Below are 14974 nucleotides of genomic sequence, written 5' to 3' on the forward strand. Positions count from 1 at the left end.
TAAGAGAAGCGCTTGCGCTTTTCTTGTTTATTTGAACATAGATGAACTATGAAGCGGCTGTGTCTTCGCTTTTGGATCCATATAGGATTTCGCGTTGTTGACAGCTGTAGGTGCTTCACCGAATCCGGTTGCGATCAATTTGACTTTTCCTTCGTATGTGCAAATATCGCCTGCAGCGTAAACGCCAGGGATATTCGTCTCCATTTTGGAGTTGACGACGATGGCGTTCTTTTCGATTTCAAGGCCCCATTCCTTGATTGGTCCCAGAGATGAAACGAAACCGAAGTTGCAGATGACCGCGTCAACGTCCACAGCGACTGTTTCTTCGCTGTTTGCGTCCTTTAGTACTAGCTGGCTGATCTTTTCTCCATCACCGATCAGTTCTGCTGGAACGTAAGGTGTTTTGATATCAACCTTTGAATTTTGCAGGTTTTCAACACTGTGCTCGTGGGCGCGGAACTTATCGCGTCTGTGAACGATGGTTACCTGCTCAGCAATTGGTTCAAGCATCAATGCCCAGTCAACAGCAGAGTCCCCGCCGCCCAGTACAGCGACCTTTTGTCCAGCGAACTGGTTCAAGTCGTCGATGAAATAGTGCAGGTTCTTGCCTTCGTATTGTGCAGCGCTTTCAAGTTCAAGTCTGCGTGGCTGGAACGCACCGTTTCCGGCAGTGATGATGACTGTTTTTGTATAATGAACTTCTTTATCAGTAGTCAGCTTGATATTTCCGTCTTCCAGCTTCTCCAGCTTTTCAACAGACTGTTCAAGAGCAGTCGCAGGCTCGAATTTCGCCATTTGCTCCTTCAGGTTGTTGATCAGCTCCTGGGCACGGACTTTTGGAAAGCCGGCAACATCATATATGTACTTTTCTGGATAAAGTGCAGATAATTGCCCGCCTAACTGTGGCAAACTTTCAATGATCTTAACAGATGCTTGTCTCATTCCGCCGTAGAAAGCAGTGAACAGACCAGCAGGCCCCCCGCCGATAATCGTGATGTCATAAACTTTTTGATCTTCTTTCACTCCATATCCCCCTCACTATGTAGTAAAATTGCTCCAATTGTTATAATACCATAAATTGAAAAAATAAACTCCTAATCATAATAGAAGAAAGCTTGTGGAACAATATATTTCATAGAAAATTCTCTTTACAAAACGGGTAAATAGTGAAATTATCCTATTTTCTGAATATTTCCAAGTTAAATGAATCGCTTGAAAATGCGGCGTAAAAAGAATAAGATGGATTGTAGGTAAGAATGTTAAGATTTTGTGACATTTTCAGGACATTTTTTTGAACATTTTAGTGAATAATATCACAAACTTATCCGGGAAATGATGGCAGCAAAGAGAGAGAAGCCAGTCGACCAAAAATATTTTAAAAAGGTGGAAGTGATCACTTTGAGAAAGCCAAAGATCGTAATCTTAGGAGCAGGATACGGGGGATTAATGACAGCTACCCGTTTACAAAAAGCTGTTGGAGTAAACGAGGCTGACATTGTCCTTGTCAATAAAAATGATTACCACTATGAAACTACATGGCTGCATGAAGCATCTGCAGGAACTTTGCATCATGACAGAGTCCGCTATGATGTTCGTGATGTAATCGATCGCCATAAGGTTGAATTCGTCCAGGGATCTGTTGAAGAGATCAAGATGGATGAGAAGCGTGTAATCCTTGAGAACGGTGACATCGTCTATGACTATCTGGTCATCGCCCTGGGTGCTGAACCTGAAACTTTTGGTATTAAAGGCTTGAAAGAGTATGCTTTCTCTATCGTCAATGTCAACTCAGCAAGACAAATCCGTGAGCATATCGAATATCAATTCGCAACATATAATACTGAAGCCGAGAGGAAAGATGAGCGCCTGACGATTGTTGTCGGCGGTGCGGGCTTCACAGGAATCGAGTTCCTTGGTGAACTGACAAACCGGGTTCCTGAACTTTGCCGTGAATATGATGTGGATTACCATAAAGTAAAAATCGTATGCGTTGAAGCAGCGCCAATGGTTCTGCCTGGTTTCGACCCTGAACTTGTCAACTATGCGGTTGCTACGCTCGAGAAAAAAGGCGTGGAATTCCGCATCGGAACAGCAATCAAGGAAGCCACTCCAGAAGGAATCATCGTCGCAAAAGGTGAGGAAGAAGTCGAAGAAATCAAAGCTGGCACAGTGGTCTGGGCAGCTGGTGTACGCGGCAGCTCTGTCATCGAAAGATCGGGCATTGAAGCAATGCGCGGTCGTGTGAAAGTCCAGCCGGACCTTCGCCTGCCAGGTTCAGATGATGTATTCATCGTCGGTGACTGCTCATTGATCATCAATGAAGAAATCAATCGTCCATTCCCTCCGACTGCACAAATTGCGATGCAGCAGGGTGAAGTATGCGCAAGGAACCTTGCAGCACTTGTCCGTGGCAAAACCGAGCTTGAAACCTTCACTCCAGATATCAAAGGAACAGTATGTTCCCTTGGTGAAGATGACGCAATCGGCGTTGCATTCGGCAAGAAAATGGTCGGCACGAAAGCTTCCTTCATGAAAAAGATGATCGACAACCGTGCGCTTTATATGATTGGCGGACCTTCAATGGTTCTTAAAAAAGGCAAATTCAACATTCTATAATAGATGTACTGAAACAGGCTCTTTGCGGGGCCTGTTTTTATTTTGTCCATGGCTTAAATGGTAAGCCGCGCTGACCTGGTTGGAAGGAATAATAAGTTTCTCGCCCAGTCGGAATGTATGACTAAGCGAGATTCGATCGTGTACAATATTCGTAAAATGAGTTATTGGATGGGAATGAAATGGGGAAACGGGAAAATGTCTGGCTGGGAGTTGCCGGAGTTGTCATGGATGAGGATGGCCGCTGGCTTGTTGTCAAAAAGCGCTACGGCGGCCTGGAAGGAAGCTGGTCCCTTCCGGCAGGCTTCGTTGAGGAAGGGGAGACCGCTGACCAGGCTGTTCTCAGGGAAGTGAGGGAAGAAACAGGAATAGAGTGCACTGTCATCGGTCTTCTAGGGGTGCGAACCGGCGTAATCAGGGAGTCGATCAGCGATAATATGCTCGTTTTTTTATTAAAACCATTGCCGGACCAGGAAGTAATGGCACAAGAAACGGAATTATATGAAGCAGGATTTTTGTCACCTGATCATTTAAAATCAGACCCTGATACCTCAATGCTGCTGCATTACCTTTTGAGTAAACCCATAGCTAATGTGATCAGCGGCAAACAGGGAATGGACCCGGGAAAGCAGTTTCATTATAGCGCATATCAATTATTTTTATAATTTTCTGAAATTTAAAGAAAGTGACAGATATTTAAAGGAAAAATAGGATGTATCCGTTTTCAAAGGGGGTTTTCGGTCAAATTCGGACCTTTTCAAGAATGGGGAATCTCTGATATATTATCAGAAAATTCTATAATATAAAGGAGAGATTCATTTATGAAAATGCAGGCACATGATTCAAAGGAATGTCCTTATTGCTCAGGTAAAGGCTACTTCCAACTACTTCTTGGCGGATCAGAAACATGCACTTGCTGCAGCGGCTCAGGAAAATCAAAAAATTAAGGCAAAGCATCTTTGACCTTCGCAATTTGCGGGGTTTTTCTTTTTGCCTCGAATTTTGAGATACTGCACCATTTCATTGACTCGAAAACGGACTAACAGTAAACTAGAAATGATGTTTAATGGGGGGATATAGACATGATGACGGTTGTCACACTGATCATTTCGATGTTATTGTTTTTTGTCCTGTTTTTCGGGATTGGATTTTTATTGAATATGCTGCTGAGGATGTCCTGGGTAATGGCGATCGTTTATCCATTGATTGCGATATTCATTATTGATAAATATCGGTTGATCGATTACTTCCGCAACAGCGGGGAAGCTTTCCGTGATCTTGGACAGCGGATTTCGCAGCTGGCTGTCGCAGATATACTGATTCTGAGCAGCGGGCTTGCAGGTGCAATACTTGCCGGTGTTGTAATCAAACTTTTACGAAAAAAAGGATATCAAATGTTTTAAGAATGTGACCTTCAATTTTTTGAGGGTTTTTTTTATGCATAAAAATAGGGATTGGTCAGAGACTATTACTAATTTAGTAAAGTCAAGATATTAATCCAATGATTAAAATTTTACTTTTAATGGAAGTGTAAATAGGTCTTTTGGTCCCTTTTTTGCTCCTTTTGGAATATTTCTTGTTTCGTTGGGAAATTAATAGATTTGGGAGGAGTGAAAAATTATATGAATATTTTAAAAATGTGGGCAAAACGCTCAGCTATGGCAGTTTTATTTTTTGCTGCTATAACTTCAACTTTCCACTCGATTTCAGGAGTGGAAGCTTCCACTGTTTCTACATACGTTTTTGACAGTGCTGGCGCACAACAAGAGGAAAATTCAAGTTTTGATCATAAAAAAAAGTCAATGGGGCTTGCCCTTAAGTTTTTGAAAAAAGTTTCGGACTTCACGACGAAGATCTCTTCTAGTGAAAAAGTAGCCGGCGCACCGCCGACGCTTGAGGAATCAATGAACTGGTCGCAATACCCGACAAAGCAGATCATTGCAACGGGCTATACGGCAGGAATTGAATCCACTGGTAAAAATCCTGGCCACCCAGGCTATGGAATTACTTATTCAGGTGTGAAGGTCAAACGCGACCTCTACTCGACCGTAGCCGCTGACTTAAATGTATTCCCGATCGGGACCATCCTTTTCATCCCTGGATATGGATTTGGGGTTGTCGCCGATAAAGGCGGGGCAATCAAGGGAAATAAAGTGGATTTATATTATGATACTGTTAAGGATGTATACGAACAATGGGGCAAGAAGACGCTGGACGCATACATAATTGAAATGGGTAACGGCAAGCTTACAGAAGATGACCTGAAAGCACTCAACGAAAATGAATCCATGCAGGTTTTCCGCCAGCAGTATATTAGCGGAAAGAAATCTTAAAAGGTTAGGCACTTTCCCAGGCGGAAAGTGCCTTTTTATTTGTGGATGAGATGGTGCAATTTTTCCAGACCATCAAGAAGTCTGGGGGACGGCCGGCAATACAGTTCTTCCTCTAGAATGAAAAGACGGTCTTCCTTGACAGCGTCGAGTTCTTTCCAGCCGGGCCTGTTTGTAATCAATTCTTTTTTCACCTTTTGTTTCCTGACACCGACCCAGGCAATGCACAGATAATCCGGATTCCGGGATTTTACATCATCCCAGTCAGTCTGTACGCTGGCAAGTTCAACATCATTAAAAATATTTTCAGCACCGGCAGCTTCTGATATTTCTGTCAGCCAATTGATCCTGCCGGGAGTGAATACAGGTTTTGGCCACCACTCCCAGTAGAGCTTCGGTTTCCATTTAACTGCTTCCCCTTTTTGCCTGATGTTCTCGAGTCTGTTTCTGAACTTTTCTGCAGCACTCTGCCCGCGCTCTGGCATGTTCAATGCTTCGGCCGTGACCAATAAATCTTTCTCTATATCCTGAAGCGATTGCGGATTCAGAATGATATGGGGAATATTGCGTTCCTTCAGGCCTTCGATATTCTTTTCCATACCAGGCACGCTTAAAGATGCAAGCACGAGGTCTGGCTTCAATTCTTCAACAAGATCAAGATCGATCGAAAGGTCCGGGCCAAGCTTAGGCAGCGATTTTACCGCTTCGGGCCAATCGGAGAAATCATCCACTCCGACGAGAAGATGAGACAGCCCGAGAAATTCCATGATTTCGGTATTGCTGGGACATAATGACACTACTTTCATACAAATCCACCTGCCTTATAAAAGATAATGCAGCAGCAAAGTCAGCACAATGCCAGTCAATCCGCCGAAAAAAACTTCGATGGGCTTGTGTCCCAGCAGCTCTTTCAGCTCTTTTTGCTTTTCCTGCTCGGGTTTCTTTTGCCATCCCTTTGCTTCCTGGGCGAAGCGGCCAAAATCAGCCACTAGCTGGTTCAGGACAATAGCCTGCTCTCCAGCCTGCCTGCGTACACCCGAGGCATCGAACATCGTGATAATCGCAAAGACAGCCGAAACAGCAAATACAGCTGAATCGAGACCTGCTTGAAGAGCCACCCCTGTCGACAATGCTGTCACAGCAGCGGAGTGTGAGCTTGGCATACCGCCCGTACTCGTCAGCAGCGACCAGTCAATCCTCCTCGTCGCAATATATTGGATCGGGACCTTCACGAACTGCGCGAAAAAAATCGCCGCCAGCGAGGCCCATAATGGAAAATTCGTTAATAATTCCATGGCTGTTCCCCCTCTATATATAAAAGTACCTTTTTCAGTAATACCCTAAGTTCAATGATAACATTACAGCCAGCGGCCGATGTTTGATAAAATAGTTCTAACGTTCAGGATGGATGGAGGTGAGGGATTTGACAGGCTACCCTGAAGAGTACTATGAGTTCTTTATTAAATTCAACGAAGGGGACTATTATACCTGCCATGACTTGCTTGAAGATATGTGGATGACGGATAAAGGCAATCTTTTTTTAAAAGGGCTGCTGCAAATGAGTGTTGCGATCTATCATTACAGCTACGGAAATGTTAAGGGGGCGCGGCTCATGATGCAGGCAGCGCATGATTACCTTCAAACATACCGTCCAATCCACTGGGGACTTGATCTGGAAAAAATATATCCCTTCATCGAAAAGTGCCTGGAAACATTCCCAGATGGACTTGACCGTGTTCCCTATGAAGACGTCGGGGCACTGCCAGAGCTGCCGGTTTTATATTTATATCTGGAAGACTAGGAGCTAAAGTGAAAATAAACTGCGGAAGTCGAAATATTTCAGCTGTTTCGATATAATGAAAGTATAAATTTGGAGGGGTGAAGGATTTGTTTACTGTTAGCAATCAATTTAATTTGACCAAAAGCCATGACTGTCTTGTGATTGGCCTGTTCAATAAGCCATCAGGACTTGAAGGCGTGGTTGGGGAAGCAGACAAGCTTTTTGACGGACAATTGACTGAACTGATCAAAAGCGGAGATATTTCAACAAGGAAAAAAGAGGTTTCCAAAATACATACTTTCGGTAAAATTGGCGCGAAGAAGATTTATTTTGTCGGGCTTGGACATGAGAAAGAATATAAATTCGAGACTTTGAGGGACGCATTTGGCCGTCTGTTCAAGACAGCCAAAAAGGAGAAATGGACGGAAGCAGCAGTGCTTTTGGATACTTTTACAAGCGACAGCGTCGAGCTGAACGATGCAGCACACGCACTTGGAGAAGCTTTCCCGATGGCTACATATGAATTCGCAGGCTACAAGCAAAAATCGAACGAGCCAGAAAAGCGCATTGAGAGCCTTACTGTTTACAGTGCCGATGAAGAAGGCGATGTGGAAGCAGCTCTAGAGGTCGGCTATGTTTTCGGCAAAGGGACGAATTCAGCACGAACGCTCGTCAATATACCGGGCAATCTGTTGACTGCGACAGATATGGCGGAATATGCGCTGAAGCTCGCAGAAAAATATGAGTTTGAAGCAGAAATTTTAGAAAAAGAAGAAATGGAAAAGCTCGGCATGGGTGCGTTGCTGGCCGTCAATCAGGGTTCAGCTGAGCCGCCGAAAATGATTGTCCTGAAATATCAGGGCAAGGAAGAATGGAAGGATGTCATCGGGCTGGTCGGCAAGGGCATCACATTTGACACAGGCGGCTACTCGATTAAAACGAAGGCCGGCATCGTCGGAATGAAGTCAGATATGGGCGGTGCAGCGGCCGTTCTTGGCGCGATGGAGATTATCGGTGAACTGAAACCCGAGCGCAATGTCGTTGCCGTCATTCCGTCTACTGACAACATGATCAGCGGCACTGCATTCAAGCCGGATGACGTCATCACATCCATGAGCGGAAAAACAATTGAAGTGCTGAATACCGATGCAGAAGGACGGCTTGTACTTGCAGATGCCATGACATACGCTAAGCATCACGGCGCAGATTACCTGGTTGATATAGCAACTCTGACAGGCGGCGTGATTACTGCTTTAGGACTGCATACATCAGGAGCTTTGACGAATAACGAGGAATTCTTTGAACAAGTGCTTGAGGCTTCCTATGAGTCAGGAGAGCCAATCTGGCGCCTGCCATTGTTCGAGCGCGACATTGAGCGCGTGAGGGGCAGCAAGATTGCCGACCTGAACAATTCACCAGGTGCGGAAGGCCATGCGATTATGGGCGGAGCTTTTGTCGGTGAGTTTGCAGAAGGCACTCCATGGGTGCACCTCGATATCGCTGGAACGGCTACTACTAGCAAAGAGCATGACCTGGGACCAGCAGGCGCAACTGGCGTCATGGCCAGAACACTCGCATTGCTGGTTGAACGATTCGAGACAGAAGAAGATGAAAAATAAATAGAATGGAAAACCCCGAAGTTCACATGAGACTTTGGGGTTTTTTTGTGAACAGACAGAGGCATAACTACCACATCTGTACTTTCCCCCATTTTTAACATAAATTTCAATGGCAATCAAAACACTAAATCAAACAAACCCATTGACATAAAAAACAATTCTATGATAATTTAATACTTGTCATTTTAATTCTCTACCAATTTACCAAACTAAAGTATTTAATCACCGAGAGGAGAACGTATAATGAATGCAGTTGTTATTGCCGTACTGGCGATGCTGATTCTGAGTCTGCTTCGTGTCAATGTTGTATTAGCATTGATTGCCGGAGCGCTGATCGGCGGGTTGACTGGCGGCTTGAGCATAGAAAAGACAATTGAAGTTTTTTCAGGAGGACTTGGCGGAAGTGCCGAGGTTGCGCTGAGCTATGCCTTGCTTGGCGGGTTCGCAGTGGCTATTTCCAAAACAGGATTGCCTAACCTGATCGTTGACTGGATGATCAGCATGATTGGCAAAAAAGGCGAGTCAAAAGCAAAGACTTATTCAAAAGCGATTATCGTGATTTTAATTTTAATGATGTCGATTTTCTCGCAAAATCTGATTCCGATTCACATTGCGTTCATTCCGATCTTGATTCCGCCATTGTTGATTGTCTTCAATGAACTGAAGATTGATAGACGTTTGATAGCATCTGTTTTGACATTCGGACTGACGGCGCCATATATCTTGCTGCCGGTAGGATTCGGAGGGATTTTCCACGATATCCTGGCCACGAATATGGCTGAAGGCGGAATGAACATTGATAAGGGTGACATCCCCACAGCGATGCTGCTTCCTACTGCAGGCCTGGTAGTCGGTTTGCTGATTGCGATTTTCGTATCCTACCGCAAACCTAGAAATTATCAAGATCACCAAGTGGTCGAAATGGAAAGAAATGAGTACTCAAAAACTGGCATCATTTTCTCTTTTGTTGCGATTATCGCAGCCCTTGCAGCACAGCTGTTCTTCGATTCGATGATCATGGGCGCGCTTGCGGGAATCATCGTCGTTTATGCAAGCGGAGCGATTAAGTGGCGTGAAGCCGACAATCTTTTAACAGAAGGTATGAAAATGATGGCGTTTATCGGATTCGTCATGCTGGCAGCATTCGGATTCGCTGAGGTCCTGAAAGAAACAGGGGATGTGGAGTCCCTTGTTACGCAGGCTGCCGATGCAATCGGCAATAATAAAGCCATGGGCGCTTTGTTGATGCTTGTTGTCGGATTGCTCGTCACAATGGGAATCGGTTCTTCGTTCTCGACGATTCCAATCATTGCAACGATTTTCGTGCCGCTAAGTCTTCAATTGGGCTTCAGCCCGATGGCTACGATTGCGATTGTGGGAACAGCTGCCGCACTTGGTGATGCCGGTTCTCCTGCATCCGACAGTACGCTTGGGCCGACAGCGGGTTTGAATGCGGACGCTCAGCACAATCACATCTGGGATACAGTAGTACCGACTTTCGTGCACTACAATATTCCTTTGATCATTTTCGGCTGGATTGCCGCAATGATTTTATAATTTTAAAAAAGAGCCGTCCTCCTTTTTTACAGGGAGGATGGCTTTGTTTATTTTAAAATGAAAATTCGGTAGGATAATAAAAAGAGGTGATTAACATGTACTTTGGGAAAACACGGAAAAAGGGCCCTTCGGACAGAGTCCCGCCGAACCAGAATGTTACGACATCGTTCCCTGTCCTGCATTATGGCAATGTCCCTTTTTATAAAAGTCTTGATGATTGGACCCTGAAGATTTTTGGACTAGTCGAAAAAGAAGTGATTTTATCATATAAAGAATTGATGGATTTGCCGCAAATGTCCTCCGGCAATGACATACACTGTGTGACTGGATGGTCCAAGCTTGACAATGTTTGGAAAGGAGTTTCCACGCTGGAACTGGCGAGGCTGGCCAAACCGAAGGAAGCAGCTAAATATGTCATCCTCCATGCTGAAGAAAATTGGACGACCAACCTTCCTGTTGAGGATTTCCTCAGGGATACGAGCCTGCTTGCCCATTCCCATAATGGAGAACCATTGACTCCTGAGCATGGCTATCCATTGCGGGCGGTCATTCCACACCTCTACTTCTGGAAAAGTGCAAAGTGGATCAGGGGCATAGAATTCACCTCTGAAAACCGGCCTGGTTTCTGGGAGGAAAATGGCTATCACATGTATGGAGACCCGTGGAAAGAGCAGCGGATGACCTGGGACTAGGCATTTTTTTCAGTACAATGGACAAACGCCTATCCAACTGTCCCTCTGTATGCATATGAAGTACTATAGGCATAGAAAAAGAGGGAGGCAGCTTTATGAATAGAAGAAGACCATTTTATGGCGGCCGGCGTCCATTTGGTTTTGGATTTGGAGGTCCGTTTATTGGCGGAGTGCTGGGAGGCCTTTTAGGCAGCGCGTTATTGTACCCCGGCGGCTATGGCTACGGTTATGGGGGATTCCCGCCTTATGGCTATGGTTATGGATACCCTTATTATTAATAATAAAAGCCGCTGTTCCAATGCAGCGGCCTTTTCCATTTAGTGCCACCTAAGCTGTGTGATAATATGGCAGCATTCTTTTTCCCCTGCATAATCCGTGAAATTCATGGTGATTCCATCGGGGTCATAATCGATTTTTGGCATTCGTTTGATTCCTGTTGCTCTAATCATTCGCTCCACTTCTTTTGTATTTGATTGCTGCGCAGCAGACATTAAATCCCTGGAAAAAGAGGACGAAGACGTGATTTTGCTCATTACGATATTTGCATCTTTCATCAGGGCAATTGATTTTAACGCCGATGTTTTGAACAGGGTTGAGCTCACTTCAGGAAATGGACGAGTATCGGGATGCTGATTCTTATAAAAAAATAAACAATGCATAGGTACCCTCCCTCCAGCCGGGTATTTCATAATATGATTCAATGTATGAAAGCTGACTCTCAAGTATGAAGGAGGGAAAAGCTCAAAAATACTTATATGCTTGAAAAAAAGGGTATACCAACGTAAAAGGAGAATTGTTATACATAATAACTTCCCGGTTGAAATAGAATCGGACCAAGGTAGCATGAAAGGGGGGGACCTCATGGATTTAGATCTGGTCGTCAATATAATTGACGAAAACGGCTATTTAGGGTTGTTTTTATGGTTGTGGTTTGGGGTGTTCATCCTTCCAGTACCAAACGAGGTTATAATGATGACTGTCGGCATGGCTTCATCCCAGGGGGCTTTAACCCCAATGCTTGCCTTTGGTGTTACATATTTGGGGATCTCTGCAGCTTTCACTTCCAGCTATTTTTTTGGAAGGGTGATAGGAAGAAGATTATTACAGATAATGAGAAGAAAAAAGCGGTTTGCAAATTCAATTGAATCCGCTATGGGGTTAATGCAGAAATACCATGCATTCTCCTTATCATTAAGCTGTTTTGTTCCTGGAGCCCGTTATTTGGTGCCATTTCTTTATGGTATCAGCAGGCTTTCGTTCAGAACGTTTGCCATCTTCGCATATAGCGGTGCTTTTATATGGGTATTGATTGCTTTTGTGTTAGGCTATCTATTTGGCGATAAAATGGATCTGATCATGAGATATAGCGATGAGCTGTGGCTTGTGGTTCTTGCTGGTGTGATTGTCTTTATTACTATCATGGTACGGCGGAGAAAAGTTAAGGAAACAGCTACTGAAATGGATCAAGCCATATATCAGGAAAGGCAGCATAAATAGCCGCCTTCACCTGGAACTTGTCCATTTTTGCTAAAAATCGTTCCTGTGCTCAACCAAATCAATGGCCCCCAGAACAATATGAGCCAATCCGAAACCGAATACCGTGTTGGAAACCATTTTGTCGATCTTGCGATTTTGTTTCATCGCATAACCTGCAGCCGTGACAGCTGTACCTAAAACTGTCGGGATCATGCCTTCGCGAATTCGGTTCAAATGAATCCCCCCATGATTTTGTTGGTCCTTAGTGGTAAGGACAATATTAGTTTTTCCCGCAAGCACCTGTGAATTGTTTGCCAAATATAAGGAGGCTAAAGAATATGGATTTGAACAACACATTGCTGGGCTCACTTGGAATTGAAGTAACAGAACTGCAAAAAGGAAAAGTGGTCGCCACGATGCCGGTCGATGAAAGATCAAGGCAGCCATTTGGCCTGCTGCATGGCGGAGCATCTGTTGCCCTTGCAGAAACTGTCGCCAGCGTAGGCGCTTTCGAGTTGGTCGACAAAGAGAACGAAGTCGTGGTCGGTCTTGAAATCAACGCCAACCACATCAGGGCAAAAAGAGACGGAGTAGTCACAGCCCTTGGCACCGTTCTCCATCAGGGAAAAACGACGATGGTCTGGGATATAAAAATAACAGACGAAGACGACAATCTTGTCTGCATATCCAGATGCACCATCGCTGTGATCAAACGCAAAAAATAAACCAGCCGAGTTGGCTGGTGTTTTTTTATGGTTCGGACATGGTTGGAGGGAAAAATGGTGAAGCTTTCCAAAGTAGCCCAAAGTTCGGACAGGTTATGGGGAAAAACTGAAAAAGCTGTCCGAAGCAGCCCCAAGTTCGGACATGTTATGGGGAAAAACTGGAAAAGTTGTCCGAAGTAGCTCGAAGTTCGGACAGGTTAAGGAGGAAACCTGAAAAAGCTGTCCGAAGTAGCCCGAAGTTCGGACAGGTAGGGAGGAAAAACTGGAAAAGCTGTCAAGAAAACATCGTTATTTTGACAGTTCTGAAGATAGAAGGGCAAAAGCTGTCAAGAAAGCAACGTTATTTTGACAGGTCCGGAGGTAGAAGTCGAAAAGTTGTCAAGAAAGCATCGTTATTTTGACAGGTCTGTAGGTAGAAGTCGAAAAGTTGTCAAGAAAGCGTCATTATTTTGACAGGTCTGAAGATAGAAGCCGAAAAGCTGTCAAGAAAGCGTCGTTATTTTGACAGGTCTTAAGGTACAAGCCGAAAAGTTGTCAAGAAAGCGTCGTTATTTTGACAGGTCCAGGGGTAGAAGCCGAAAAGCTGTCAAGAAAGCATCATTATTTTGACAGGTCTTAAGGTACAAGCCGAAAAGCAGTCAAGAAAGCAACGTTATTTTGACAGGTCTGTGAGTAGAAGCCGAAAAGTTGTCAAGAAAGCAACGTTATTTTGACAGGTCCGGAGGTAGAAGCCGAAAAGCTGTCAAGAAACCATCATTATTTTGACAAGTCTGAAGGTATAAGCCGAAAAGCTGTCAAGAAACCATCGTATTTTTGACAGGTATGAAGAGAAACGACAATAATCTGTCAAAAACGAAGGCTGCTTTTCGCAGCTTTCAGCAGGAATCTGGTCATGTATCAGGCTAGTGCTCCCTACTCCTGCCTGATACCAATAGATTGTCCGCCCCTGAAACCTGCACAGTGTCAATCACATTGTTTCCATATCCTCCTCGATTTCAATGATTCGCCGCAGCTTCTCATTGTGGAAGGAGGCTGGTGTCATTTGAAGCAGTTTATTTCGAATGGAGCTGAGAATCGGGAAATCGATTTGTGAGGCCAACCCGTAGATTTTCATTTCATCTTTAATCAGCTTAATCCGTTCTTGTCTGTGCTGAGTGTATTTTTTAAAAGCATTTAACACCGAGTCTTCTTTACTGATCCATTTTGCCAGGTATACTGCATCTTCAATTGCCTGTGAAGCTCCCTGGCCTATGTTGGGCATTGAGGCGTGAGCTGCATCGCCGAGTAATAGAATATTTCCGGATTGCAGGGGTGTTAAGGGGTTCAGTTCATACAAATCGTCGTAAATAATCTGGTTGTTTGGGGTGTTTTCCAGTATTTCCTGGATTGGATCATGATAGTAGAAAAAGTTGAACAATAAGTCGATTGGAGTCCATTCGCGCAGGCTGCTGGCTTCTGGCGATTTTTTTAAGGCATACCAAAAGATTTGCTGGTCTCGTAAAGGAGCGATGCCGAATCTTCCTCTGGCTCCCCAGGTTTCAGTATAGGCAGTGACTTTGAATGGTGCGTATTCGATGATGCCTCGCCAGCAGGAAAAACCTGTGTAGGTAAGTGAGCTGTTTGGAAACATCTTAGAGCGGACGGAAGATGAAGCACCGTCACAGGCAATCAGATAGTCTGATTCTGCGCTGGTGCCATCTTTAAAAAATAATGTAACAGCTTCATCATCTGTAAAATCAGTTACATGCTTTTCTAAATGAAGAGAACCTGGGAGGAGTGCATCCAATAATATCTTTTGAAGGACAGATCGTTGGATGAACAAGTAATTTGGTATAGGGGTGGGAGGCTGGTAATGAAAATTTGCAATGTTGTTCCCAAAGTCGGATTTCAGCAGACAGGCATCCGATTCAAGTCCGTTATTCCGTAATTGGGATCCCAAACCCATGATGTAAAAGGCCCTTATTGCATTACCGCTTAAAATAATTCCTGTATCCGGTTCGTTGACCTTTTTTGCTTTTTCATAAACTTCTGCATGGATTCCATTTTTCTGCAGGGCAATGGCTGTGCATAATCCGCTGATTCCGCCGCCGACGATTGCAATTTTTTCATCCTCCATTTTTCTCCCTCCATTCTGTCAGACTGACTTATCATCTTAACTATACTCCGGTGCTTCTGAGGTTGG

At 44.4% G+C, this 14974-nt stretch carries 18 protein-coding genes; 12 read left to right on the forward strand and 6 right to left on the reverse strand.

Translation table 11 applies throughout. From position 1 onward, the window contains the following. Positions 1-27: 27 nt before the first annotated feature. Positions 28-1023 (reverse strand): NAD(P)/FAD-dependent oxidoreductase, encoded by a 996-nt coding sequence (locus tag FS736_RS14625; RefSeq protein ID WP_144478550.1) that lies wholly within the window; start codon positions 1021-1023, stop codon positions 28-30. 375 nt (positions 1024-1398) lie between these two features. Here FS736_RS14625 and FS736_RS14630 point away from each other — a divergent pair, with 375 nt between their 5' ends. From FS736_RS14630 to FS736_RS14645, 5 genes are all read left to right on the forward strand, one after another. Continuing rightward, a complete protein-coding gene (locus FS736_RS14630) occupies positions 1399-2616 on the forward strand; it encodes an NAD(P)/FAD-dependent oxidoreductase (protein WP_144478551.1) in 1218 nt (405 codons plus the stop codon). A gap of 179 nt (positions 2617-2795) precedes the next feature. Next, complete coding sequence (locus FS736_RS14635) at positions 2796-3278, forward strand: NUDIX domain-containing protein (RefSeq protein WP_144478552.1); 483 nt, start codon at positions 2796-2798, stop codon at positions 3276-3278. Between the two features lie 156 nt (positions 3279-3434). Continuing rightward, entirely contained in the window at positions 3435-3560 is a 126-nt protein-coding gene (locus FS736_RS24365; RefSeq protein WP_186326803.1) for a YuiA family protein, read from the forward strand. Positions 3561-3695: 135 nt separating this feature from the next. Further along, positions 3696-4016 (forward strand): YuiB family protein, encoded by a 321-nt coding sequence (locus FS736_RS14640; RefSeq protein WP_144478553.1) that lies wholly within the window; start codon positions 3696-3698, stop codon positions 4014-4016. Positions 4017-4235: 219 nt separating this feature from the next. After that, positions 4236-4946: a 3D domain-containing protein gene (locus FS736_RS14645; protein WP_144478554.1), complete on the forward strand. Its 711-nt coding sequence runs from the start codon at positions 4236-4238 to the stop codon at positions 4944-4946. A 35-nt stretch (positions 4947-4981) separates the two neighbouring features. On the opposite strand, the gene FS736_RS14650 is transcribed toward FS736_RS14645, so the two are convergent. Together FS736_RS14650 and FS736_RS14655 are read right to left on the reverse strand one after the other, a co-directional pair. Then, entirely contained in the window at positions 4982-5749 is a 768-nt protein-coding gene (locus tag FS736_RS14650) for a cobalamin-binding protein (RefSeq protein WP_144478555.1), read from the reverse strand. 15 nt (positions 5750-5764) lie between these two features. Then, complete coding sequence (locus tag FS736_RS14655; protein WP_144478556.1) at positions 5765-6238, reverse strand: divergent PAP2 family protein; 474 nt, start codon at positions 6236-6238, stop codon at positions 5765-5767. Between the two features lie 128 nt (positions 6239-6366). Between FS736_RS14655 and FS736_RS14660 the strand changes: the two genes are divergently transcribed. The 5 genes from FS736_RS14660 to FS736_RS14680 all read left to right on the forward strand — a co-directional run bounded on the left by FS736_RS14660 (position 6367) and on the right by FS736_RS14680 (position 10869). After that, positions 6367-6744, forward strand: a complete 378-nt coding sequence (locus tag FS736_RS14660; RefSeq protein WP_144479015.1) for a DUF309 domain-containing protein — start codon at positions 6367-6369, stop codon at positions 6742-6744. 86 nt (positions 6745-6830) lie between these two features. Further along, complete coding sequence (locus FS736_RS14665; RefSeq protein ID WP_144478557.1) at positions 6831-8342, forward strand: leucyl aminopeptidase; 1512 nt, start codon at positions 6831-6833, stop codon at positions 8340-8342. A gap of 243 nt (positions 8343-8585) precedes the next feature. After that, positions 8586-9899 (forward strand): Na+/H+ antiporter family protein, encoded by a 1314-nt coding sequence (locus FS736_RS14670; RefSeq protein ID WP_144478558.1) that lies wholly within the window; start codon positions 8586-8588, stop codon positions 9897-9899. Between the two features lie 95 nt (positions 9900-9994). Next, complete coding sequence (locus tag FS736_RS14675; protein WP_144478560.1) at positions 9995-10591, forward strand: sulfite oxidase-like oxidoreductase; 597 nt, start codon at positions 9995-9997, stop codon at positions 10589-10591. Between the two features lie 95 nt (positions 10592-10686). Then, on the forward strand, positions 10687-10869 hold the full coding sequence (locus FS736_RS14680) for a hypothetical protein (RefSeq protein WP_144478562.1): 183 nt from the start codon (positions 10687-10689) through the stop codon (positions 10867-10869). Between the two features lie 39 nt (positions 10870-10908). Here FS736_RS14680 and FS736_RS14685 read toward each other — a convergent pair whose 3' ends face one another. Continuing rightward, on the reverse strand, positions 10909-11250 hold the full coding sequence (locus FS736_RS14685) for a YuzC family spore coat inner layer protein (protein ID WP_144478564.1): 342 nt from the start codon (positions 11248-11250) through the stop codon (positions 10909-10911). 202 nt (positions 11251-11452) lie between these two features. Between FS736_RS14685 and FS736_RS14690 the strand changes: the two genes are divergently transcribed. Continuing rightward, the gene (locus FS736_RS14690; RefSeq protein WP_144478566.1) at positions 11453-12088 is read left to right on the forward strand and encodes a DedA family protein; all 636 of its coding nucleotides are present in this window, start codon (positions 11453-11455) and stop codon (positions 12086-12088) included. 30 nt (positions 12089-12118) lie between these two features. On the opposite strand, the gene FS736_RS14695 is transcribed toward FS736_RS14690, so the two are convergent. Continuing rightward, positions 12119-12280, reverse strand: coding sequence for an asparagine synthase (locus FS736_RS14695; protein ID WP_144479017.1), 162 nt, complete (start codon positions 12278-12280; stop codon positions 12119-12121). Positions 12281-12405: 125 nt separating this feature from the next. On the opposite strand from FS736_RS14695, the gene FS736_RS14700 reads away from it, so the two are divergent. Further along, a complete protein-coding gene (locus FS736_RS14700; protein ID WP_144478568.1) occupies positions 12406-12792 on the forward strand; it encodes a PaaI family thioesterase in 387 nt (128 codons plus the stop codon). A 967-nt stretch (positions 12793-13759) separates the two neighbouring features. Here FS736_RS14700 and FS736_RS14705 read toward each other — a convergent pair. Further along, the gene (locus tag FS736_RS14705) at positions 13760-14908 is read right to left on the reverse strand and encodes an FAD-dependent monooxygenase (RefSeq protein ID WP_144478570.1); all 1149 of its coding nucleotides are present in this window, start codon (positions 14906-14908) and stop codon (positions 13760-13762) included. Positions 14909-14974: the final 66 nt, after the last annotated feature.

Origin of the sequence: Cytobacillus oceanisediminis 2691, assembly GCF_007678455.1 — a bacterium.
Lineage (GTDB): Bacteria > Bacillota > Bacilli > Bacillales > Cytobacillaceae > Mesobacillus > Mesobacillus oceanisediminis_A.